Raw genomic sequence first — 25,090 nt, 5'->3', positions numbered from 1 at the left:
TTCGGCGAAGAAGGAAACCAAGCAGATCGAGCAGTACGCCTACGTCGCCGCGATGAAGTCCGCGCTGATCCGGTACCTCGCCGGAATTTTCGTCGGCGCTGTGGTCGTCGCGCTCTGCGTTTACGCGACCGTCGCCCGGTCGCCGGCGCTGGAGGTGGGCTCGCCGGTCGCGGTGTGCCTGGCTTGCGGCGGGATCGGAGCGATGGTGAGTGTAATGGTGCGCATCACGAATCGCCGCAAGGTTCAGGTCGGCATCGATCAGGGGCGGTTCGTCACCGTGCTTTCGGGTGCATTCCGGGCGATCATCGGCGCGGTTTTCGGTGCAGTCCTGTTCGTGCTCGTCGCCGGTGGGCTGCTGCCCATCGCGACCCCTCCGGCGGGCGTGAAGCTGTCGTTGTTCTTCGCCGGGCTCGCGTTCTTGGCCGGGTTCAGCGAGCGGTGGGCGCAGGACACGATTGTCCGGACCCTCCCCGGGCTGCCGGACGCCGCGGAGTCCGGAGCCCGGGCCGGGCAAGGACAGCTGATGCGTCAGGGGCGGTCGGTCAGGTACCCGCCCATGGTCTTGAAGTACTCGGCCGCCGGCAGCTCGGTGCCGTCCGCCGTGCGGACCCGCTCCACCAGGAGGCCGGGGGACTGGCCGCGGCGGGCGCCCGGGCCCGCGACGATGACGACGCCGTCACCCTCCTTGATGAAGATGCGGCCCGGCGTTCCGCCGTAATGGCCCTGCGAGACCGACGCCTTCGTGATCCGCAGCTGCTCGCCGCGGTGGTAGGCGAACGCGTTCGGGTACGGGTCCGACTGCGCGCGCACCAGCCGCTCGATGTCCGCCACCGGTGACGTCCAGTCGATGAGGCTGTCGCGCGCGGCACGCTTGTGGAAGAAGCTGGCCTTCGACCGGTCCTGCGGCACCGGCGTGTAGCCCGTCTCGATGAGCTGGATCGCCTCGGCCGTGATCGGCGCGATGAGATCCACGGTGCGGTGGAACAGGTCCGTCGTGGTGTCGGCCGGGCCGACCGGGATCGCGCGCTGCAGCACGATGTCGCCCGCGTCCAGCTCGCCGTCCATCATGTGGGCGGTGACGCCGACCTCGGGCTCGCCGTTGATCAGCGCCCAGATCAGCGGGGAGAAGCCCGCGTAGGACGGCAGCAGCGAGTCGTGGATGTTGAGGGTGCCGTGGCGCGGCAGGTCGAAGATCTCCGGCGGCAGCCAGGTGCGCCAGTTGTTCGCCACGATCAGGTCGAGGTCGGCCGTCTTCAGCTCGGCCAGCAGCTCGTCGTCGTCCGGGCGGTTGCGCAGCAGGACGCGGATGCCGTTCTCCTCGGCCAGGTCGGCGACCGAGTCGGCCCAGATCCGCTCGTACGCGTGGTCGCTCTTCGGGTGGGTGACCACCAGCGCGACCTCGTGGCCCGCGTCGACGAGCGCTTGGAGGGTCCGGTGCCCCCAGGTCTGGTAGCCGAACATCGCCACGCGCATTCGAGAGTGCCTTTCCGTAGTCGGGGGACGAACATCACCACGAACGTACTAGGCGAGGCTCGCCTAAGTTAGGTTAGGGTTCCCTGAACGTTACCGGAGTGTGCGAGGGAGCGACATGACTGCAGAGGCCGGCGAACAGGTCCCGATCTACGACGTCGTCGGGGTGGGTTTCGGGCCTTCGAACCTGGCCCTGGCGATCGCGCTGGCCGAGCACAACGCCGGCCAGGGGGAGCCGGTGACCGCGCACTTCCTGGAGCGGCAGCCCCGCTTCGGCTGGCACCGCGGGATGCTGATCGACACCGCGACCATGCAGGTCTCCTTCCTCAAGGACCTGGTCACCATGCGGAACCCGACCAGCGAGTTCAGCTTCCTGAACTACCTGCACTCGGCCGGGCGGCTCGTGGACTTCATCAACCACAAGAACCTGTTCCCGCTGCGCGTCGAGTTCCACGACTACTTCGAGTGGGCGGCCGCGAAGGTCGACGACGTCGTCTCGTACGGCACCGAAGTCGTGTCCGTGAAGCCGGTGTACGACGGCGACGAGGTCGAGTTCTTCGACGTCCAGACCTCCGACGGCAGCTCGCTGCGGGCCCGCAACCTGGTGATGGGCACCGGTTTGCGGCCGCAGCTGCCCGAGGGGGTCACCGCGGGCGAGCGGATCTGGCACAACAGCGAGCTGCTCTTCCGCGTCGAACGCCTCCGCGAGACCGAGCCGAAGCGGTTCGTCGTGGTCGGTGCCGGGCAGAGCGCCGCCGAGGTGGCCGCGCTGCTGCACGACGAGTTCCCGCACGCGCAGGTGTGCGCGGTGTTCGCGCGCTACGGCTACAGCCCGGCCGACGACAGCTCGTTCGCCAACCGGATCTTCGACCCGGAGGCCGTCGACCAGTTCTACGGCGCGGGTGAGCCGGTCAAGGACCGCCTGATGCGCTACCACGGCGCGACGAACTACTCGGCCGTCGACGTCGAGCTGATCGACGAGCTCTACCGGCGCGTCTACCGCGAGAAGGTGCTGGGCGTGGAGCGGCTGCGGCTGTTCAACGTCTCGCGCCCGGTCGAGGTGGACGACACCGGCACGGCCGTCTCGGCGACCGTCGAGTCGCTCACCACGGGCGAGCGCACGGTGCTGGAGGCCGACGCCGTCGTCTACGCGACCGGCTACCGCCCCGCCGACCCGACGCCGCTGCTCGGTGAGCTGGGCGCGAGCTGCGGCCGGGACGACGAGGGCAGGCTGCGCGTCGAACGTGACTACCGGATCACGACGGAACCCGTGCTGCGCGGCGGGATCTACCTGCAGGGCGGCACCGAGCACACGCACGGCATCACGTCGTCGCTGCTGTCCAACACCGCGGTGCGCGTGGGCGAGATCCTGCAGTCCATTGTGGACCGGCGGGCGGCGTCACTGCCGCGGCAGGGAGCGTACGCGGTCAGCGCGCGGTGAGCTGCTCCCGGAGGATGTCGCCGTGCCCCGTGTGGCGGGCGAACTCCTCGATCAGGAACAGGTAGATGAATCGCAGGCTGACCTCGCCGACGACCGGGTGCGTCCACCGGTCGTCGAGCGAGCGGCTCGCCGCTATCTCGCGGGACCGCCCGCTCGCCCGCTCGTACTCGGCGATCACGTCGGCCACCGTCTCGTCTTCGGTGACGGCGAAACTTGCGTCCCCGGGTTGCGACGGGCCGTCGCACTCCGACTCGTCCAACCCTGCCACCAGCCATTGGAACCAGCGGCGCTCGGCGACGGCGGCGTGCTTGACCAGGCTGATCGGTGTGGTCAGCGACCGGACCAGCCGCCGCCGGGCGTCGCTTTCCGACAGGCCCCGTGCGTTCTCGACGAGTGCGAGGCGGTTGCGGTCGAGCATGGCCTCGAGCAGTTCACGCTCGAAGCCGGCAGTCTTTTCGGGCAGCGCATACACGGGCTTCAACTTCCTGAACGGGGAGAGTGCCGGAACCGGCGAGAGCCCAGGATAGCGCGGCTTCTACGGCGCCGGGTGGTGGCGGCTGATCGGGATCACCATCGGCGTCCCGCTCACCGGGTCCGGGGTGATCCGGCAGCGGACGTCGAAGACCTCCTCGACCAGCTCCTCGGTGATCACCTCGACCGGCTTGCCCGACGCGGCGATCCGGCCGGCCTTCATCGCGATCACGTGGTCGGCGTAGCGGCAGGCCTGCGGCAGGTCGTGCAGCACCATCACCACCGTGCGGCCCTCGTCCCGGTTGAGGTCGACGACCAGGTCGAGCACGTCGATCTGGTGGGCCAGGTCCAGGTAGGTCGTCGGCTCGTCCAGCAGCAGCACCGGGGTGCCCTGCGCGACCGCCATCGCGATCCACGCACGCTGGCGCTGGCCGCCGGACAGCTCGTCCACCGGACGGTCGGCCAGGTCGGTCATCCCGGTGGCCGCCAGCGCGTCGTGCACCGCGCCTTCGTCCGAAGTGGACCACTGGCGCCACCAGCTCTGGTGCGGTGCGCGGCCGCGGCCGACGAGGTCGGCCACCGTCATGCCCTCCGGCGCCACCGGCGACTGCGGGAGGATGCCGAGCCGCTGGGCGACCTCGCGGGTCGGCAGGTCGTGGATCGACCGGCCGTCGAGGAACACACCGCCGGACTTCGGTGTCAGCAGCCGGGCGATGGTGCGCAGCAGCGTCGACTTCCCGCAGGCGTTGGCGCCGATGATCGCCGTGATCTCACCCGGCGGGATGTCGAGGTCGAGGCCGTCGATGACCACCCGGTCGTCGTAGGCGACCCGGAGCTGCTCCACACGCAGCGAGGGGGCGTCCGATGTCATGTGCTCAGCCTCCGGAGCCGGATCGGTTGGCCCTGGCCAGCAGCCAGAGCAGGAGCGGGGCGCCGATGACGCCGGTGACGATGCCGACCGGCAGCGCGGACGCGGTGATCTCGCGCGCGATGATGTCGCTGCCCAGCACCACGACCGCGCCGGTGAGCGCGGACGCCGTGATCGGCGGTGACGACAGCTTCGCCAGCCGTTGCGCGATCTGGGGCGCGGTCAGGGCGACGAACGAGATCGGACCCGCCGACGCCGTCGCGAACGCGACCAGCCCCGCGCCGGCCAGCAGCAGCCCCAGCCGCACCGGCTGCACCGGCGTGCCGAGCCCGGCCGCCACGTCGTCGCCGAGCAGCAGCGTGCTCATCCACCGCGACAGCGCCAGCACCACCGGCAGCAGCACCAGCAGTGCGCACAGCAACGGGATGACGTGCTCCCAGCCGCGGTTGGCGAGGTTGCCGACCATCCAGCCGATCGCGGCCTGGGCCTCGGTGATCTGCGCGCGGCTGAGCAGGTAGTCCGTCAGGCTGGTGCACATCGCGAAGATCCCGATGCCCACCAGCAGGATCCGGTAGCCGGTGGTGCCGCGCCGCCAGGCGAGTGCGTAGACCAGAACCGCCGTGAACAGGCCGCCGAACAGCCCGAGCGTCGTCGTGCCGAGGCCGCCGCCGAAGCCGAACGAGATCCCGGCGACCACGGCGGTGGCCGCGCCCGCGTTGATGCCGATCATGTCCGGGCTGGCCAGCGGGTTGCGCGTGATCGTCTGGAACACCGCGCCGGACGCGCCGAACGCGATCCCGGCCAGCAGCCCGGTGAGGGCGCGGGGCAGCCGCAGTTCCTGGACGATGTAGCCGTTTCCGCTGTCGCTGCCGCCGAACAGGCCGGACAGGACGTCGGACACGCTCATCGGGACGTCGCCGATCGTCATGCCCACGCAGAACAGCACGAACGTCAGCACGGTGAGCACGAGGCAGACGACCAGGAGCCGCGGCCGGAACCGGCCCGACACCGGCGGTGTCGTGAGCCGGAAGGTGCGTCGCGCTTGGAGCAAGGCCATGTCAGGTCTCCGCGAGCTTGCGTCGGCGGACCAGGTAGATGAAGAACGGCGCGCCGAGGAACGCGACGATCACCCCGGCCCGGATCTCGCTGGGCCGCGCCAGGATCCGGCCGAGGATGTCGGCGGCCAGCAGCAGGCAGGGCGCGAGCACCGCGGTGTAGGGCAGCAGCCAGCGGTGGTCCGGGCCGATGACGAACCGCACGGCGTGCGGGACGATCAGGCCGAGGAACACGATCGGCCCGGCGACGGCGACGGCCGCGCCGGTCAGCAAGGTGATCGCCAGCGCGCCGCGCAGCCGCAGCGGGCCGAGCTTGCGGCCGAGCGCGATCGCGACGTCGTCGCCGAGCGCGAGGCTGTTCAGCGCCGGTCCGCTCGAGATCGCCAGCACCACGCCGATCACGAGGAACGGCAGGACCTGCAGCAACGCGGAGCTGTCGACGCCGGCGAGCGAGCCCGCGGACCAGAAGCGGTAGCGGTTGAGGGCCACCGGGTCCGACAGGACCATCGCGCTGGTGAACGAGGCGAGCAACGCCGTGACGGCGGCTCCGGCGAGCGCGAGCTTCACCGGGCTGGACCCGGCCCGGCCGCGCGTCCCGAGGAAGTAGACGACGGTCGTGGCGGCCAGCGCTCCGGCGAAGGCGAACCAGATGTAGCCGTAGGCGGAGCTGACGCCGAGCACGGTGATCGAGAACACGATGGCGAACGCGGCCCCGGCGCTGACCCCGAGCAGGCCCGGGTCGGCCAGCGGGTTGCGCGTCAGCGCCTGCATCACGCAGCCGGCGAGGCCGAGACCGGCGCCCACCAGCACCGCGAGGAGCGTCCGCGGCATGCGGACACTGTGGATGATCACGGCGTCCGCGGAGCCGTCGTCGTGCCACAGCACCTGCCAGACGGCGCCGAACGAGATCTCCTTCGAACCCAGCCAGACGCTCAGCAGGCACAGCAGAACGAGGACCGCGAGGGCGGCGAGGAAACCGATCGCGCGGCCCGTGTGTGGCGGGCGTCGCGTGAGAGCGATACCTCCGGGGTCTGTTCGCACCGCACCTCCGACTGGTACCAATTTTAGGTAAGGCTAACCGATGGTACAGGAGTGCATCCTTACCCTCGGTTTGTTAGGTTCACCTAAGTTCGCACCCCGATCGGGGTGCCGTTAGCAGCGGGAGGCTGGTCTACCGGTGAGCAACGGTGACGCTGTGCAGCAGGTCGCGGACCTCGGTTTCTGGCGTGATCGCCTCGCGTCGGCGCCGAAGGAACTGCCGTTGCCGGTCGACCGCCCGTACCCGGCCGAGCCCGTTCCGGCTCGGCTGACCTGGTCGTCCCCGGCGGTCGACGAGCTGACGTTGCTGGCGGCGTTCACGGTGCTGCTGGCCCGGTACGCGGGAACCTCGGACGTGGTCGTCGGTATCGGCGCGCTGGTGCCGGTGCGGGTCGACCTGGGGGGTTCGCCCGGGTTCGCCGAAGTGGTCGAGCGCGTGCGCGCGGCGCGTGAAGCGGCGTTGGCGCACCAGGTTCCATTCGGTGACCTCGTCGCCGAGCTGCAGCCCGAGCCCGGGCGTGGGGGATCGGTGCTCGTCAACGTCGGCTTCGGCGCCGAGACGGACCAGCCGCTGGACCTGAACCTGACCACCGGCGGTGTGCGCTACCGCGCCGACGTCCTCGACGAGTCCACTGTGGACCGCATGCTCGGCCACCTCGAGCACCTCCTGGTCGCCGCCCTGGAACATCCACAGTGGCCGGTCGCGCGACTGGACCTGGTGCCGGAGCCGGAACTGCGCCGGATGCTCGAGGAGTGGAACGACACCGACCTCGACACGCCGTTGTCGACGTTGCCGGAGCTGTTCGCCGCCCGCGTCCGCGAGGCACCCGATTCGGTCGCGCTGGTTTTCGAGGACGTCGAGGTCACCTACGCCGACCTCGACGCGCGGGCGAACCGGCTCGCGCACGTCCTCATCGGCCGTGGCGCCGGGCCCGAGCGGGTGGTCGCGCTGGCCGTGCCGCGGTCGGTCGAGATGATCGTGGCGGAGCTGGCCGTGCTCAAGGCCGGCGCCGCGTACCTGCCGCTGGACCAGGACTACCCGGCCGAGCGGATCACGTTCATGGTCGCCGACGCCGGTCCGGTGTGCGTGGTGACCACGAGCGAGCTGGCCGACCGGTTCGACGGTGACGTCCTGCTCCTCGACGAGATCTCCCTGGACGACGCGCCGGCGACGGACCCGGGCGCGGCGATCGTCCCCGCCAACGCGGCCTACGTCATCTACACGTCCGGCTCCACCGGACGCCCCAAGGGTGTCGTGGTGTCCCACGCGGGTGTCGCGAAGCTGGTCGCGACGCAGACCCAGCGGTTCGGGATCGGCCCGCAGAGCCGGGTGCTGCAGTTCGCGTCGCCGAGTTTCGACGTCGCCTTCTGGGACCTCTGCCTCGGCCTGCTCTCCGGCGGACGCCTCGTGGTCGTCCCGGCCGAACGGCGCGTGCCCGGCCCCGAGCTGGCCGACTACGCGAACGCGCACGGCGCCGACTTCATGATCCTTCCGCCGGCGCTGCTCGCCGAGTTCCCCGAGGACTGCGAGCTGCCGCGCGACAGCGTCCTGCTGGCCGGCACCGAACGTGTGTCGCCGGAACTGGTGCGGCGGTGGGCGCCGGGCCGCCGGATGTTCAACGCCTACGGCCCGACCGAGGCCACGACCAACTCGACGCTCGGGCTCTGCGACCCGGAGATCACGCCGGGCTCGGCCGTGCCGATCGGCGTCCCGGACCCCGGCACCCGCGCGTACGTGCTCGACGCGTTCCTCGCGCCCGTGCCGGTCGGCGTGGTGGGGGAGCTGTACCTCGCCGGTTCCGGCCTGGCCCGCGGGTACCTCGGCCGGGCCGCGCTGACGTCGGAGCGGTTCGTGGCCGACCCGTTCGGCTCGGGCGGACGGCTCTACCGCACCGGTGACCTGGTGAAATGGCTGCCGGACGGCCGTCTGGTGTTCCTGGGCCGGGCCGACGACCAGGTCAAGATCCGCGGCTACCGCATCGAACTCGGCGAGATCGAGTCCGTGCTGGCCGAGCACCCGCGCGTCGCCCAGTCGGTCGTCGTCGCGCAGGACGGACACCTGTACGCCTACGCCGTGCCGGTCCCGGACCGCGCGTCCGAACAGGGGCACGTCGCCGAATGGCACGACGTCCACGAGGAGATGCTCGCCGGCTCCACCGGCATCGAGGAGAACTTCGCCGGCTGGAACTCCAGCTACGACGGCTCGGACCTCCCCCTCGACGAGATGCGCGAGTGGCACGCGGCGACGATCGAGCGCATCCGCGCGCTGCGGCCCAAGCGGGTCCTGGAGATCGGCGTCGGCAGCGGGCTCATCCTCTCCCGGATCGCCCCCGACGCCGAAACCTACTGGGGTGTCGACCTTTCCGAGAGCGCCGTCGAGAACGTCCGGCGCGAGGTCGCCGCGATGCCCGAGCTGGCCGGCAAGGTCCACCTCGCCGCGCGGCCCGCGCACGACCTCGGCGAGCTGCCGGCCGAGCCGTTCGACACGGTGATCGTCAACTCGGTCGCCCAGTACTTCCCGAGCGCGGACTACCTCGCCGAGGTCGTCCGGACCGCCGCCGGGCTCCTCGCCCCGGGTGGCTCGATCTTCCTCGGCGACATCCGCAACCTCCGCTCGCTGCGCGCGTTCCGCACGGCCGTCGAGCTGTGGCACGACCGCGGTGACGTCGCCGCGGTGGACCAGGCGATCGCCCGTGAAGGCGAACTCGTCCTCGACCCGGACTTCTTCCCGGCGCTGGCCCGGGGCCTCGACGGCTTCGACGACGTCGACCTGTGGGTCAAGCGCGGTGACGCGCACAACGAGCTGACGCGGCACCGCTACGACGTCGTCCTGCGCAAGGCACCACGGCCGTCACCGGCCGAAGAGCAGGTCATCGCGTTCGGTGATCTCGCGGCGGTGGAAGGGTTCCTGGCCGCCGAGACGCCGGAGCGGCTGCGTGTCACCGGCGTGCCGGACGCGCGGCTTTCCGGTGAACTCGCCGCCGTCCGCGCGCTCGACGAGGGTGACGCGACGGCTGCGCTGGCTTCTCTGGCACGCCGTGACGGCGTCGACCCGGAGGACCTGCACCGGCTCGCCGAGCGGGCCGGATACCGCGTCGCGGTCACGCCCGCCGCGGCCGGTGAGCTGGAGGCCGTCTTCAGTCGCTCCGCGCCGGACGCGGCCTACCGCCCGGTGCGGGGCACGGGTGCCCCGGCGTCCTACGCCAACAACCCGGCCGCGCGCCGGGAGACCGGTGCGCTGGTCGCCTCCCTGCGTTCGCACGTCCGGGACCGGTTGCCGCAGTACATGGTGCCCACGGCGTTCGTCGTGCTCGACAAGCTGCCGGTGCTGGCTTCGGGCAAGCTGGACCGCAAGGCGCTCCCGGCGCCGGAGCGGTTCACCGCCGGGCCGGGCCGCGCGCCCCGCAACCCCGTCGAGCAGCTGCTGTGCGAGCTGTTCGCCGACGTCCTCGGCGTGCCGCGCGTCGGACCGGACGACGACTTCTTCGCCCTCGGCGGGCACTCCCTGATGGCGACCAGGCTGATCCAGCGCATCCGCGCGGCCGTCGGTGCCGACATCCCGGTGCGCGCGGTCTTCGACGCGCCAACCGTCGCCGCCCTCGCGGACCTGTTGTCCGGCGCGGTGTCGGGCACCCAACGACGTCCGCTGGAACGCGTCGAGGAGCGGCCGGAGCGGCTGCCGCTGTCGTTCGCGCAGCAGCGGCTCTGGTTCTTGCACGGTCTGGAAGGCGGGTCGGCGACCTACAACGTCCCGCTCGTCATGCGGCTGTCCGGTGAGCTGGACGTCGAGGCGCTGCGGACCGCGTTGCACGACGTGCTCGGCCGCCACGAGGCGCTGCGGACCGTCTTCCCGGTCGTGGACGGCGTGGCCTACCAGCAGGTCCTGCCCGCCGGGGACGTCGACCTGGCGGTCCGGACGGTCGCCGAGTCCGCAGTGGACTCCACTGTGGACGCTCTCGTGCGCGCGGTCTTCGACCTCGGCGCCGGCGTTCCCGTCCGCGCCGAGCTGCTGACGATCGATCCGCGCCGGCACGTCCTGGTCCTGGTCATCCACCACATCGCCGCCGACGGCTGGTCGCTCTCGCCGCTCTGGCGTGACATCGCCACGGCGTACGGCGCGCGTCGGCAGGGTGAAGATCCCCAGTGGACGCCGTTGCCGGTCCAGTACGCCGACTACACGCTCTGGCAGCGCGAACTCCTCGCCACCGAGGAGGCCGCCCAGCTCGACTACTGGCGCGCGACCCTGCGCGACCTGCCCGAGCGGATCAGCCTCCCGCTCGACCGGCCGCACCCGGCCGTGTCCGCCTACCGCGGCGGGTTCTTCACCTTCGGCTGGGACGCCGGGCTCCGAACCGGACTCGCGGACCTCGCCCGGGCGTGCGGCGCCAGCCCATTCATGGTCGTCCACGCGGGACTGACCGCGCTGCTGTCGCGCCTCGGCGGGGGCACCGACATCCCGATCGGCACGCCGATCGCCGGGCGCACCGACCCGGCGCTGGACGACCTCGTCGGGTTCTTCGTCAACACCCTGGTCCTGCGCGTCGACACCGGCGGCGACCCGACGTTCCGCGACCTCGTCGCGCGGGTCCGGGAGCGCAGCCTCGACGCGTACGCCCACCAGGACGTCCCGTTCGAGCGCCTGGTCGAGGCGCTGAACCCGGCACGGTCGCTGGCGCACCACCCGCTGTTCCAGACCATGCTCGCCTGGCAGAACACGCCGGGCTCGGGCGTCGAGCTGCCCGGCCTGACCGTCACGGAGCAGCCGGTCGGCACCGGCACGTCGAAGTTCGACCTCTGGTTCTCCCTCACCGAGCACGCCGACGGCATCAGCGGCCAGGCCGAGTTCAACGCCGAGGTCTTCGACCGGTCTACTGTGGACGCCATCCTCGCGCGCCTGGAAGTCCTGCTGCGCCAAGTGGTTTCGGCTCCGGATCGCCGTCTCGGCTCCCTGGACGTCCTCACCCCGGCCGAGCGTGACGGCCTCGACGCCGTCTGGTCGGGTGCCGTCGAGGACGTTCCGGCGTTCACCGTGCCCGAGCTGTTCGCCGCGCAGGTCGCGCGGACACCCGACCACCCGGCGCTGGTCTTCGAGGACGAACGGCTCACCTACGCCGAGCTGGACGCCGCGTCGAACCGCCTCGCCCAGGCCCTCGTCGCCCGCGGTGCCGGCCCCGAGAAGGTGGTCGCCCTCGCGCTGCCGCGCTCGACGCACCTGGTCACCGCTATCCTCGCCGTGCTCAAGGCGGGGGCCGCCTACCTGCCGCTCGACCCGGGCTACCCGGCCGACCGGATCGCCTTCATGCTCGAAGACGCCCAGCCGGCGCTGGTCCTGGCCACGACGGAGACCGCTCTCCCCGGCGCGCTGCACCTGGACGAACCCGTGACGGCGGCCGGGTTCCCGGCCAAGGCCCCGGACGTCGACCTGCGGCCCGAGAACCCGGCCTACGTCATCTACACCTCCGGCTCCACCGGCCGGCCCAAGGGTGTGGTCGTGCCGCACGCGGGCATCGTCAACCGTCTGCTGTGGATGCAGCACGAATACGGCCTGACCAGCGACGATCGGGTGCTGCAGAAGACGCCGTCCAGTTTCGACGTCTCGGTCTGGGAGTTCCTCTGGCCGCTGCTGACCGGCGCCACCGAGGTCGTGGCCCGGCCCGACGGCCACAAGGACCCGGCCTACCTCGCGCGGCTGATCCGCGAGCACGACGTCACGACCGTCCACTTCGTCCCGTCGATGCTCCAGGTCTTCCTCCAGGAGCCGGCCGCGGGGGAGTGCACGAGCCTGCGCCGGGTCCTGTGCAGCGGTGAGGCACTGCCGCCCGAGGCCGTCACGCGGTTCGGGCAGGTCTTGGACGCGGAGCTGCACAACCTCTACGGCCCGACCGAAGCCTCGGTCGACGTCACGTCTTGGCGCACCTCGGCCGTCGAGACGACTGTCCCGATCGGACGTCCGGTGTGGAACACCCGGACCTACGTGCTCGACGCGGGCCTGCGGCCGGTGCCGCCGGGCACGCCGGGTGAGCTGTACCTCGCCGGTGTCCAGCTCGCCCGCGGTTACCTGGGACGACCCGGGTTGAGCGCGGAACGCTTCGTCGCCGACCCCTACGGCGAGCCGGGTTCGCGGATGTATCGCACCGGTGACGTCGCCCGGTTCCGCACTGACGGCGTCCTCGAGTTCCTCGGCCGCGGCGACGAGCAGATCAAGATCCGCGGCTTCCGCGTCGAGCCCGGCGAGATCGCCGCGACCCTGGCCGCGCACGACGACGTCGCCCACGCCGTGGTCGTCGCCCGGGAGGACCGGCCGGGCGACGTCCGCCTGGTCGGCTACGTCGTGCCCGCCGAGACGCCCGCGTCGGCCACCGACGAGACCGAGCAGGTCGGCGAGTGGCGTGAGCTGTACGACTCGATGTACTCCGGCGCCACCGACGAGTTCGAAGGCTGGAACTCCAGCTACACCGGCGAGCCGATCCCGCGGGACGAGATGCGGGAGTGGCGCGACGCCATCGTCACGCGGATCCGCGAGACGCGGCCGCGGCGGGTGCTGGAACTCGGCGTCGGCACCGGCCTGCTGCTGACCGAGCTGGCCCCGCACTGCGAGACCTACTGGGGCACGGACTTCTCCGCCGAGGTCATCGCGTCGCTCGGCCGCCGGGTCGCCGCCGATCCGGCGCTCGCGGACCGCGTCGAGCTGCGGACCGGCGACGCCGCCGACGTCACCGGGTTGCCGGCCGGGTACTTCGACACGATCGTGCTCAACTCGGTCGTCCAGTACTTCCCGAGCGGGACCTATCTCCTGGACGTCTTGGACAAGGCGATCGGCCTGCTGGCTCCGGGTGGGACCGTGTTCGTCGGCGACGTCCGCGACCTGCGCCAGGTGCGGGCGTTCCACACCGAGGTCGCCCGGCAGCGCGGGGGAGACGTCGAGCAGGCTTTGTTGCGGGAGAAGGAACTCCTCGTCGCACCGGAGTTCTTTGCCGGACTGGAGGGCGTCACCGCGGACATCCGGGTCAAGCGCGGCCGCGGGGTCAACGAACTGACCCAGTTCCGCTACGACGTCGTCCTCCATACGACACCCGTCGAGGCGCCGGCGGTCGAGACGCTGACGTGGGGCACAGACGTGTCCTCAGTGGACGACGTCGAACTCGACGGTGGTGTCCGGATCAACGGCGTGCCGAACGGCCGCAGCACCGACGGCGTCAACCCGCAGGACTGGTACGACCTGGGTGACGCCCACGGGTACACCACGGCCGTCACCTGGTCGGCCGAAGGTGACGGCTCGGTCGACGTCCTGTTCACGACCGGCTCGGTGGCGGGCGCCTTCCGGCCCGGGTCGGAGCCGCTGCTGTCCTACACCGGCAACCCCGGTCGCTTCCGCCGGATCAGCACCCTGTCCGCCGACCTGCGCGCGCTGGCCGCCGAAAGCCTGCCCGAGCACATGGTGCCGTCGGCGATCGTCGTGCTCGACGCGCTGCCGGTGACGGCCAACGGCAAGCTCGACCGCCGCGCCCTGCCCTCGCCGGACCCGGTCGCGCCGACGTCCGACCGCGAGCCGCGCACCCCGGTCGAACGGCAGCTGTGCGAGCTGTTCGCCGACGTCCTCGGCCTGCCGCGCGTCGGACCGGACGACAGCTTCTTCACCCTCGGCGGCCATTCCCTGCTGGCCACCCGGCTCATCGCCCGGATCCGTACGACCCTGAACGCCGAGCTGGAAGTCCGCTCGGTGTTCGAGACGCCGACGGCCGCGGGCCTGGCCGAGCTGATCTCCGCCGGCAGCGGCCCCGCCCGGCCGCCGCTGGTCCCGGTCGAGCGGCCCGCTCTGGTGCCACTGTCGGGCGCCCAGCAGCGGTTGTGGTTCCTGCACCACCTCGAAGGCCCGTCCGCCACCTACAACGTGCCGCTGATCATGTGCCTCGACGGCGACCTCGACGTCGACGCCCTGCGCGCCGCACTGTCCGATGTGGTCGCCCGCCACGAGGCGCTGCGGACCCGGTTCCCGCAGCACGACGGCGTCCCGTACCAGGACATCCTCCCGGCGGCCGAGGTCGATCTGCCGGTACACGAGGTCACCGACCTCGACAGCGCGTTGACCGGTCTGGTCCGGGGCTCGTTCGACCTCGAACAGCACGCGCCGATGCGCGTGGCACTGCTGCGCCTGGCCGACGACGAGCACGTGCTGGCGCTTGTGTTCCACCACATCGCCTCCGACGGCTGGTCGATGGCACCGCTATGGCAGGACATCGCGACGGCCTACGCCGCTCGCCGCTCCGGTGAGCGTCCACAGTGGATGCCGTTGCCTGTGCAGTACGCGGACTACACGCTGTGGCAACAGGATCTGCTCGGCCGCGAGGACGACCCGGATAGCGTGCTGTCCGCCCAGCTCGACTACTGGCGCGACACCCTCGACGGACTGCCCGACCGGATCGAGCTGCCTCTGGACCGGCCGCACCCGGCGAAGGCGACCTTCCGCGGCGAGCTGCACACGTTCACCTGGGAGGCCGACCTCCACACCGGACTGTCCACACTGGCCCGCGAGTGCGGCGCCAGCGTGTTCATGGTCGTCCACGCCGCCCTCGCCGCGCTGCTGACGCGGCTGGGCGCGGGCACGGACGTCCCGATCGGCTCTCCGATCGCCGGCCGCACCGACCAGGCCCTCGACGACCTCGTCGGGTTCTTCGTCAACACCCTGGTCCTGCGCGTCGACACCGCGGGCGAGCCGACGTTCCGCGACCTGGTCGGCCGCGTCCGCGAGCGCAACCTCGACGCGTACGCCCACCAGGACGTCCCGTTCGAGCGCCTGGTCGAGGTGCTCAACCCGGCACGGTCGCTGTCGTACCACCCGCTGTTCCAGGTGATGATCGCCGGGCAGAACAACACCCGCGCCGAGGTCACGCTGCCCGGCCTGACCGTCACCGAGATCCCGGTGACGACCGGGACGTCCAAGTTCGACCTGTCGATTTCGCTGACCGAGCGGGAAGACGGGATCGCGGGGGTCCTGGAGTTCAACGCGGACGTCTTCGACCACCCGGGCGCCGACGCGATCCTTCGCCGCCTCGAAGTCCTGCTGCGCGCGGCCCTGGCCGAGCCGGACCGCGCGGTCGGCGGACTGGACCTCCTCGCGGGCGACGAACGCGACCTGGTCCTGACCCGCTGGGCCGGGTCCCTTGAACCGGCGGGGACGGAGACGTTCCCCGGGATGTTCGCCCAGAGCGTCCGGGAGGCTCCGGACGCCGTGGCGCTGGTCTTCGAGGACGTCGAGCTGACCTACGCCGAACTCGACGCGCGGGCCAACCAGCTCGCCAACCTGCTGATCGAGCGCGGCGCCGGGTTGGAGAAGGTCGTCGCGCTGGCCGTGCCGCGGTCGGTCGAGATGATCGTCGCGGAGGTGGCCGTGCTCAAGGCGGGTGCGGCCTACCTGCCGATCGACGTCGACTACCCGGGCGACCGGATCGCGTTCATGGTCTCCGACGCCGCGCCGGTGTGCGTGGTGACCACCCGCGAGATCGACGGCAAGCTGCCCGCGGACGTCCCGCGTGTGCTCCTGGACGACTTGCCCACGATGTCCACTGTGGATCCGGCCGTGCCGGTGAAACCCGAGAACGCGGCGTACGTGATCTACACGTCCGGCTCGTCCGGTCGTCCCAAGGGTGTGGTGCTGCAGCACTCCGGCGTCGCCAAGCTCGTCGCGACGCAGGTCGAGCGGTTCGGGATCGGGCCGCACAGCCGGGTCCTGCAGTTCGCGTCGCCGAGCTTCGACGTCGCCTTCTGGGACCTCTGCCTCGGCCTGCTCTCCGGTGGACGGCTGATCGTCGTCCCGGCCGAGCGCCGGGTCGCCGGGCCCGCCCTGACCGAATACGTGCACGAGCACGGCGCGGACTTCATGATCCTCCCGCCCGCACTGCTCGACGCGATGCCGGAGGACTGTGATCTGCCGCGTGACAGCGTCCTGCTTGCGGGCACCGAGCGCGTGTCGCCGGAGCTGGTGCGGCGGTGGGCGCCGGGCCGCCGGATGTTCAACGCCTACGGGCCGACCGAGGCGACCACCAACTCGACCCTCGGCGAGAGCGACCCGGTCGAACTGGCCGACGCGACGGTCGTGCCCATCGGCATCCCCGACCCGGGCACCCGCGCGTACGTGCTGGACGCCGGGCTGCGGCCGGTCCCGCCCGGCGTGGTGGGGGAGCTGTACCTCGCCGGTTCGGGCCTGGCCCGCGGCTACCTGGGCCGTGCCGGGCTGACGTCGGAACGGTTCGTGGCCGATCCGTTCGGTCGCGGTGGACGGCTCTACCGCACCGGTGACCTGGTCAAATGGCTGCCGGATGGGCGTCTCGTCTTCCTGGGCCGGGCCGACGACCAGGTCAAGATCCGCGGTTACCGGATCGAGCCGGGTGAGATCGAAGCCGTCATCACCGAGCACCCGGCCGTCGCCCAGTCCGTTGTGCTCGCGCAGGACGGGCGGCTCATCGCCTACGCCGTCCCGGCCGCGAGCCGCGACGAAGAGGCCGAGCTGGACCACGTCGGCGAGTGGCGTGAGCTGCACGAGAACGTCTTCGACGACGCGGCCTCGGGCGGGTTCGAGGAGAACTTCACCGGCTGGAACTCCAGTTACGACGGCTCGGAAATCCCCCTCGGCGAGATGCGCGAGTGGCACACGGCGACGATCGAGCGCATCCAGGCGCTGCAGCCGAAGCGCGTGCTCGAGATCGGTGTCGGGTCCGGGCTCATTCTGTCGAGGATCGCGCCGGATGCCGAGGCGTACTGGGGCGTCGACCTGTCCGAGAAGGCGATCGCCAACCTGCGCCGCGAGCTGGCCGGACGGCCGGACCTGGCCGGCAAGGTGCACGTCGCGGCCCGGCCGGCGCACAACCTGGGCGAGCTGCCGGACGAGCCGTTCGACACCGTGATCATCAACTCGGTCGCGCAGTACTTCCCGAGCGTCGACTACCTCGCCGAGGTCATCCGGACCGCCGCCGCGCGCGTCCGGCCCGGCGGGGTGCTCTTCCTCGGGGACATCCGGAACCTGCGGTCGCTGCGGGCGTTCCGCACGGCGACCGAGCTGCGGCACGGCCGCCGGACCACCGCCGCGGTGGACCAGGCGATCGCCCGCGACGGCGAACTCGTGCTCGACCCGGACTTCTTCACGGCGGTGGCCCGCGAGCTGGACGGCTTCGACGACGTCGACCTGTGGTTCAAGCGCGGCCAGGCGCACAACGAGCTGACCCGGCACCGCTACGACGTCGTGCTGCGGAAGGGGCCGAAACCGGCCCCGGTCGACGAGAACGTCGTCACGTTCGAGTCCGTGGCCGAGCTGGAGCGGCTGCTGACCGAGCATCCCGCGCGGCTGCGGGTCACCGGTGTGCCAAACGCCCGGTTGTCAGTCGAGCTGGCCGCCGTCGCGGCATTGGCCTCAGGGGACGCGGACGCAGCTCTGTCCGCTTTGGACGGTGAGCCGTCCGGAATGGACCCCGAGACGCTGCAGGAACTGGGCGCGCGCTTGGGCTTCCGGGTGTATCCGACCGTCACCACACAGGAGAGCGCGCTGGAGGTCGTGTTCACCACCGGCGAGCCGGTACGGATCCACCGTTCGCGGCCGGTCCGGGCTGCTTTGGGCACCCTGGGCAACCATCCCGCGGGCCAGCGCGACACGAGTGCGCTGGTGACGGCGCTGCGGGCGCACGTCCGCGACCGGCTGCCGCAGTACATGGTGCCGTCGGCGTTCGTCGTGCTGGACCGGCTGCCCCTGCTCGCCTCCGGCAAGCTCGACCGCCGTGCCCTGCCGAGCCCGGACAAGCAGGAAGCCACCGCCGGACGCGCCCCGCGCACCCCGGTCGAGGAAGTCCTGTGCGGGCTCTTCGCCGAGGTCCTGGACGCGGCCTCGATCGGCGTCGACGACGACTTCTTCGCCCTCGGCGGCCACTCGTTGATGGCGACGCGTCTCGTCGCCCGGGTGCGGGCGGTGTTCGGCGTCGAGCTGCAGGTGCGGTCGGTGTTCGAGACGCCGACCGTGGCCGGGCTCGCCGCCTTGCTGTCCACGATGGACTCGTCGGTCGCCCGGCCCGCCCTGGTGCACGCCGACCCGCGGCCCGGCGCGCTGCCGCTGTCGTTCGCCCAGCAGCGGCTGTGGTTCCTGCACCGGCTGGAGGGCCCGTCGGCGACGTACAACATGCCGACCGCAGTCCGGCTCACCGGCGACCTCGACGTCACGGCGTTGCAGGCCGCACTGTCCGATGTGGTCGAACGGCACGAAGCCCTGCGGACCGTGTTCCCGGAGGTCGACGGCGAGGCGCGGCAGCAGGTCCTCGACGACGTCATCATCCCGCTGCACACCCGCGAGGTCAACGAAACCACGCTCGCCGACGCGGTGTCCGAAGTGGCCCGCACGGTGTTCGAGCTTGAGTCGGAAGTCCCGTTGCGGGCGGAACTGCTGCGACTGGGTGCCCACGAGCACGCCCTGGTGCTGGTGTTCCACCACATCGCCTCGGACGGCTGGTCGACCGCGCCGCTGTGGCGCGACCTCGCCACGGCCTACACCGCCCGCCGCGGCGGTGAGCGTCCCGAGTGGACGCCGTTGCCGGTGCAGTACGCGGACTACACGCTCTGGCAGCGGGACGTCCTCGGCGAGCAGGTGATCGAACCGCAGCTGGCCTACTGGCGCGAGGCCCTCGCGGACCTGCCCGAGCGGATCGAGCTGCCGACCGACCGGCCGCATCCGGCGGAGGCGTCCTACCAGGGTGAACAGTTCTCGTTCGGCTGGGACGCCGACCTCCACAGTGGACTCGTCGACCTGGCCCGCGCGTGTGGCGCCAGCGTGTTCATGGTTGTGCACGCCGGGCTCACCGCCGTCCTCACGCGGCTCGGCGCGGGCACCGACGTCCCGATCGGCACGTCCATCGCCGGCCGCACCGACCAGGCCCTCGACGACCTCGTCGGGTTCTTCGTCAACACCCTGGTGCTGCGCGTCGGCACCGACGGCGACCCGACGTTCCGCGACCTGGTCGCCCGGGTGCGCGACCGCAGCCTCGACGCGTACGCGCACCAGGACGTCCCGTTCGAACGCCTGGTGGAGGCGCTCAACCCGACCCGCTCGCTGGCGTACGCGCCGTTGTTCCAGACGATGCTCGCCTGGCAGAACAACGCCGTCGCCGACCTCGGCCTGCCCGGCCTGACCGTCGAGGAGGAGCCGATCCGCACCGGCACCGCCCGCGCCGACCTGGTGTTCTTCGTCGGCGAGCGGCCCGGCAACCAGACCGGCATCCGCGGCACGGCCGAGTACAACAGCGACGTCTTCGACCGCACGACCGTGGAGACGATCCTCAGGCGGCTCCAAGCGTTGCTGCGCGCGGCCGTCGCCGGCCCGGACACCCGGATCGGCGCGATCGACCTGCTCACCGACGCCGAGCACGACCAGCTCGCCGCCGATCCCGCGACTCCGCTGCCCGCGGAGTCGACCGCGGAGCTGTTCGCCGCCCAGGTGGCCCGGACCCCAGATGCGACCGCGCTGGTGTTCGGCGACGAGCGCTTGACGTACGCCGAGCTGGACACCCGGGCGACGGCACTGGCTCGCGCGCTCCTCGCCCGGGGTGCGGGTCCGGAGAAGGTGGTCGCCGTTGCGTTGCCGCGGTCGGTCGAGCTGGTCACCGCGCTCGTCGCGGTGCTCAAGACCGGCGCCGCGTACCTGCCCCTGGACCTGAACCACCCGGCCGAACGCGTCGAGCTGATGCTCACCGACGCCGCACCGCACCTGGTCGTCGCCCACGACGGCTTCGGTGATCGCCTGGTGCGGCCGGACGAGACCGCCGCCGAACCGGCCGCATGGCCGGTGATCAGCCCGGGCAACCCGGCGTACGTGATCTTCACGTCCGGCTCGACCGGACGCCCGAAGGCGGTCGCGGGCACCCAGCTCGCGCTCGCGAACCGCCTGCACTGGGGCCGTGACCTCGCCCGGGGTGTGCGCGTGGCGAAGAGCGCGCTGACGTTCATCGACGGCTCGACCGAGCTGCTCGGCGGCCTCGTCGCGGGTGACCCGGTGGTCCTCGCCGACGACGTCACGGCCACCGACCCGCACGCCCTCGCCGAACTGGTGCGCCGCAGCGGCGCCCAGGTGCTGACCGTCGTGCCCAGCCTGCTCGACACCTTCGTGGAAGACACTCCCGTCGACTCCGTGACCACCTGGATCACCAGTGGTGAGCCGCTTTCCCCGGCCCTCGCCGAGAAGGTGGCGCGGCGGTGGCCGTCGGCGAAACTGGTGAACCTGTACGGCTGCTCGGAAGTCGCGGGGGACAGCCTGGCGCAGGTCTGCGGGCCCGTGGCGATCGGCCGGCCCGTCGCGAACACCCGCGCGTACGTCCTCGACGCCGCGCTGCGGCCGGTGCCGCACGGTGTGCGAGGCGAGTTGTACCTGGCCGGGGCCGGGCTGGCCCGAGGTTATCTCGGCCGTCCGGCGCTGAGTGCGGAACGGTTCGTGGCCTCGCCGTTCGAGCCAGGAGAGCGGATGTACCGCACCGGCGACCTGGTCCGGCGGCGTCCGGACGGCGCGCTGGAGTTCCTCGGCCGCGCCGACCAGCAGATCAAGATCCGCGGGTTCCGGGTGGAGCCGGGTGAGGTCGAAGCCGTGCTGACGGCCGACCCGTCGGTGGCCCGCGCGGTCGTCATCGCCCGCGGCAACCGCTTGGTCGCCTATGTCGCACCGGCCGGTGACCCGGCCGCGCTGCGCGCGTCGTCGACCGCGCGGCTGCCGGAGTACATGGTGCCGTCGGCGATCGTCGTGCTGCCCGAGTTGCCGGTGAACGCCAACGGCAAGCTCGACCGAGCCGCGCTGCCCGACCCCGAGGTCCGGGCCTCGGGGCGGATCGCGCGGACCCCGGCCGAACAAGCCCTGTGCGACCTCTTCGCGGACGTCCTCGGCGTCGAGCACGTCGGCGCGGATGACGGGTTCTTCGCTCTCGGTGGGCATTCGCTGCTGGCGACCCGGCTGGTCAGCCGCATCCGCGCGCTGCTGGGCGTCGAGGTCCCGATTCGCGCGGTGTTCGACGCCCCGACCCCGGCCCGCCTGGCTCGGCTGCTCGACCCTGGCCGGCAGAGCCGTCCCGCGCTGGTCCCGGCGGACCGTCCCGAGGTGCTGCCGCTGTCGTTCGCCCAGCAGCGGCTGTGGTTCCTCGACCGCCTCGACGGGTTGAGCGCGACCTACAACATCCCGTGGGCGTGGGAGCTGACCGGACCGGTCGATGTCGGCGCGCTGCGGACAGCGCTCGGCGATGTCGTGGCCCGCCACGAGATCCTCCGCACGATCCTGGTCGAGGAGCACGGCACGCCCAGCCAGATCGTCCTGGAGGTGAGTGACGCCCGCGCCCGGCCGGTGCTGATCACGGAAACGGCAGGAGACCTCGACGAGCGCGTCACCGCCGCGGCGGGTTACTGCTTCACCCTCGACGCCGAGATCCCGGTCCGGGCCACGCTGGTGTCCGCCGGACCCGAGCGGCACGTGTTCGTGCTGCTGGTGCACCACATCGCCGGTGACGGCTGGTCGCTGCCGCCGTTGAAGCGGGACCTCGACACCGCGTACGCCGCGCGCCTGCGGGGGGAACGTCCACAATGGATGCCGTTGCCGGTGCAGTACGCCGACTACACGCTGTGGCAGCGGGAGATGTTCGGCCGCTCGGACGACCCGGACAGCCTCCTCGGCCGTCAAGCCGCGTTCTGGCGCGGCACCCTGGCCGGGATCCCGGACGAGCTGGCGCTCCCGGCCGACCGGCCGCGCCCGGCGCGTTCGACCAACCGTGGCGCGGCGGTGCCGTTCACCGTCCCGGGTGAGGTCCACCGCGGCCTGCGCGACCTCGCCCACGGCAGCGACACCAGCACGTTCATGGTGCTGCAGGCGACCCTCGCGGCGTTGCTGACCCGGCTCGGCGCGGGCACCGACATCCCGCTGGGCACCCCGGTGGCCGGCCGGATGGACCACGCCCTGGAGGACCTCGCCGGGTTCTTCGTCAACACGCTCGTCCTGCGCACGGACACCGGCGGCGACCCGACGTTCCGCGAGCTGCTGGCGCGGGTCCGCGAGGCCGACCTGGCCGCGTACGCCCACCAGGACCTGCCGTTCGAGCACCTCGTCGAGGTGCTCAACCCGGCCCGGTCGCTGGCCCGGCACCCGCTGTTCCAGGTCATGCTCGCGGTCTACCACTCGGGTTCCGAGCCGGAGAAGCTGCTCGGGCTCGACGCGGCCTACCGGGACACCGGGCTGCGGCAGGCGAAGTTCGACCTGTCCTTCGACCTGGTCGAAACGCCCGACGGCATCGAGGGTGACCTCGAGTTCAGCCTCGACCTGTTCGACGAGCCGACCGCCCGGACGCTCACCGAGCGCCTGGTGCGGCTGATGAGCGCCGTCGTCGCCGACCCGGACCGGCCGCTGAGCCGGATCGACATCCTGGAACCCGTTGAGCGGCAACGGATCCTAGGCGAGTGGGGCACCGGCGCGCCGGTGACCACGGCGGCGCCGACAGTCGTCGACCGGCTGGCCGCGCAGGTGGCCGCGACCCCGGACGCGACCGCGCTGAGCGACGCGCACGAGAGCGTCAGCTTCCGCGAGTTCGCCGCGCGGACCGACCGGCTCGCGCGATGGCTGGTGTCGCACGGTGCCGGGCTCGAGCGGGTGGTGGCGCTGGTGCTGCCGCGGTCGGCGGCGGTCGTCGAGGCGATTTTCGGCGTGTTCAAGTCGGGCGCGGCCTATCTGCCGGTGGATCCGGACCAGCCGGCGGACCGGATCGCGACCGTGCTCGCCGACTCCGGGGCTTCGCTGGTCCTGACCACGCGGGCCCTCGATTCCCGGGTTCCCGAGGGGAGGGTGCTGTTCGTCGAGGACCTGCTTGAGGACATCGTGGACAGTGCCGCGGCGCTGACCCCGCCGTCACCCGCCAACCCGGCGTACGTGCTCTACACGTCCGGCTCCACGGGCAAGCCCAAGGGCGTCGTGATCCCGCATGCGGGGCTGGTGAACCTGTTCCACAGCCACCGCGAGACGCTCTACCGCCCGGCGGCCGCCGCGGCGGGCGGGCGGCGGCTGCGGGTCGGGCACGCGTGGGCGTTCTTCTTCGACGCGTCCTGGCAGCCGCAGCTGTGGATGCTGGACGGCCACGAGGTCCACGTCGTCGACGAGGACACCCGCCGCGACCCGGACCGGCTCGCCGCGGTGGTGCGCGAGCGCGGGCTCGACTTCCTCGAGCTGACGCCGTCGCACTTCGCGCAGCTGGCCGCGGCCGGCGTCGTCGAGGACGGCTCGTGCGCGCTGGGTGTGGTCGGCGTCGGCGGGGAGGCCGTGTCCCAGTCGCTGTGGGAGGAGCTGCGGTCGTTCCCGGGCACCGAGGCGTACAACCTGTACGGCCCGACGGAGGCCACAGTGGACGCTCTGGTCGGCCGGGTCGCGGACAGCGAACGGCCGGTGGTCGGCCGTCCGGTGCACAACGCCCGGGCGTACGTTCTCGACGGCGGCCTCACCCCGGTCCCGGCCGGCGTGCCCGGCGAGCTGTACCTGGCCGGTGCCGGGCTGGCCCGTGGGTACCACGAGCGTCCGGCGCTGACCGCGGACCGGTTCGTCGCGGACCCGTTCGGGCCGCCGGGGGAGCGGATGTACCGCACCGGCGACCTGGTGCGCTGGCGGCCGGACGGGCAGCTCGAGTACCTCGGCCGCACCGACGACCAGGTGAAGATCCGTGGTTTCCGGATCGAGCCGGGTGAGATCGAGACGGCGCTGACCCGCCACGAGGACGTCGCACAGGCGCTCGTGATCGTCCGCGAGGACCGGCCGGGGGACAAGCGGCTGGTCGCGTACACGACACCGGCGTCCGCGGATCCCGCGCGGCTGCGGGAGTTCGTGGCCCGCTCGCTGCCGGAGTACATGGTGCCCGCCGCGGTCGTCCCGCTGGACGCGTTCCCCGTGACGCCCAACGGGAAGCTCGACCGGGCGGCCCTGCCCGTGCCGGATCTCGAGGCTCGCGGCCGGGCGCCGGAAACGCCGCTGGAGAAGACCCTCTGCGAAGTGTTCGCCGAGGTGCTGGACGTCGACGCCGTGGGCGCCGACGACGACCTGTTCACCCTCGGCGGTCATTCGATGCTGCTCGTGGTCCTGCGCAACCGGATCACCGAACGGACCGGGACCGAGCTCCCGATCGCCGAGTTCTTCCGTACCCCCACCGCGGCCGGGCTCGCCGCCCTGCTGACCGACACGCGAGGAAACTGATGCAGCGCACCCTGATGAACGCCAAGATCCACCGCGCCACGGTGACCCAGGCCGACCTGCACTACGTCGGGTCGCTGACCATCGACGCCGACCTGATGGCCGCCGCGGACATCGTCGAGGGCGAGCAGGTGCAGATCGTCGACATCACCAACGGCGCCCGGCTGGAGACCTACGCGATCACCGGCGAGCCCGGCACCGGCGTGATCGGGATCAACGGCGCGGCCGCGCACCTGGTGCACCCCGGCGACCTGGTCATCATCATCACCTACGCCCAGGTCGACGAGGCCGAGCGCGCCGCGCACCGGCCGCGGGTGGTGCACGTCGACGCCGGCAACCGCCAGGTCCACCTGGGACACGACCCGGCCGAGCCGGTTCCTGGCGCGCAAGCGCAGTTGTCCGGCCGGAATTGACGCAGGTGGGGGTGGACAGGTGGGGGTGGACACAGGTCGGTCGCGACGGTTGCTTTTGGCAGGCTCACCTAAATAAGGTGTGCCTATCCTAAAGGCTTGGCGAGAGGT

Annotated in this window: 8 protein-coding genes; 3 read left to right on the top strand and 5 right to left on the bottom strand. The window is 71.8% G+C overall.

Annotated elements, in window-relative coordinates; genetic code table 11:
• Positions 1-528: 528 nt before the first annotated feature.
• Complete coding sequence (locus tag ACIOD2_RS05670) at positions 529-1,473, bottom strand: methionyl-tRNA formyltransferase (RefSeq protein WP_400534766.1); 945 nt, start codon at positions 1,471-1,473, stop codon at positions 529-531.
• A 115-nt stretch (positions 1,474-1,588) separates the two neighbouring features.
• On the opposite strand from ACIOD2_RS05670, the gene ACIOD2_RS05665 reads away from it, so the two are divergent.
• Positions 1,589-2,911 (top strand): lysine N(6)-hydroxylase/L-ornithine N(5)-oxygenase family protein, encoded by a 1,323-nt coding sequence (locus ACIOD2_RS05665; RefSeq protein ID WP_400534765.1) that lies wholly within the window; start codon positions 1,589-1,591, stop codon positions 2,909-2,911.
• Here the strand turns inward: ACIOD2_RS05665 and ACIOD2_RS05660 are convergent.
• The 4 genes from ACIOD2_RS05660 to ACIOD2_RS05645 all read right to left on the bottom strand — a co-directional run bounded on the left by ACIOD2_RS05660 (position 2,898) and on the right by ACIOD2_RS05645 (position 6,346).
• On the bottom strand, positions 2,898-3,383 hold the full coding sequence (locus ACIOD2_RS05660) for a DinB family protein (protein WP_400534764.1): 486 nt from the start codon (positions 3,381-3,383) through the stop codon (positions 2,898-2,900). The genes ACIOD2_RS05665 and ACIOD2_RS05660 overlap by 14 nt on opposite strands.
• A 63-nt stretch (positions 3,384-3,446) precedes the next feature.
• Entirely contained in the window at positions 3,447-4,253 is an 807-nt protein-coding gene (locus ACIOD2_RS05655; protein ID WP_400534763.1) for an ABC transporter ATP-binding protein, read from the bottom strand.
• A gap of 4 nt (positions 4,254-4,257) precedes the next feature.
• Entirely contained in the window at positions 4,258-5,307 is a 1,050-nt protein-coding gene (locus ACIOD2_RS05650; RefSeq protein WP_400534761.1) for a FecCD family ABC transporter permease, read from the bottom strand.
• A 1-nt stretch (position 5,308) separates the two neighbouring features.
• On the bottom strand, positions 5,309-6,346 hold the full coding sequence (locus ACIOD2_RS05645) for a FecCD family ABC transporter permease (RefSeq protein WP_400534760.1): 1,038 nt from the start codon (positions 6,344-6,346) through the stop codon (positions 5,309-5,311).
• Positions 6,347-6,482: 136 nt separating this feature from the next.
• Between ACIOD2_RS05645 and ACIOD2_RS05640 the strand changes: the two genes are divergently transcribed.
• Both ACIOD2_RS05640 and panD read left to right on the top strand, forming a co-directional pair.
• Entirely contained in the window at positions 6,483-24,572 is an 18,090-nt protein-coding gene (locus ACIOD2_RS05640) for an amino acid adenylation domain-containing protein (protein WP_400534759.1), read from the top strand.
• The gene (gene panD / locus ACIOD2_RS05635; protein WP_400534758.1) at positions 24,572-24,982 is read left to right on the top strand and encodes an aspartate 1-decarboxylase; all 411 of its coding nucleotides are present in this window, start codon (positions 24,572-24,574) and stop codon (positions 24,980-24,982) included. Before ACIOD2_RS05640 ends, panD begins: the two co-directional genes overlap by 1 nt.
• The last annotated feature ends 108 nt before the right edge of the window (positions 24,983-25,090 follow it).

Source organism: Amycolatopsis sp. NPDC088138 (assembly GCF_044741685.1).
Classification (GTDB): domain Bacteria; phylum Actinomycetota; class Actinomycetes; order Mycobacteriales; family Pseudonocardiaceae; genus Amycolatopsis.
This window is presented reverse-complemented; position numbering and strand designations above follow the sequence as displayed.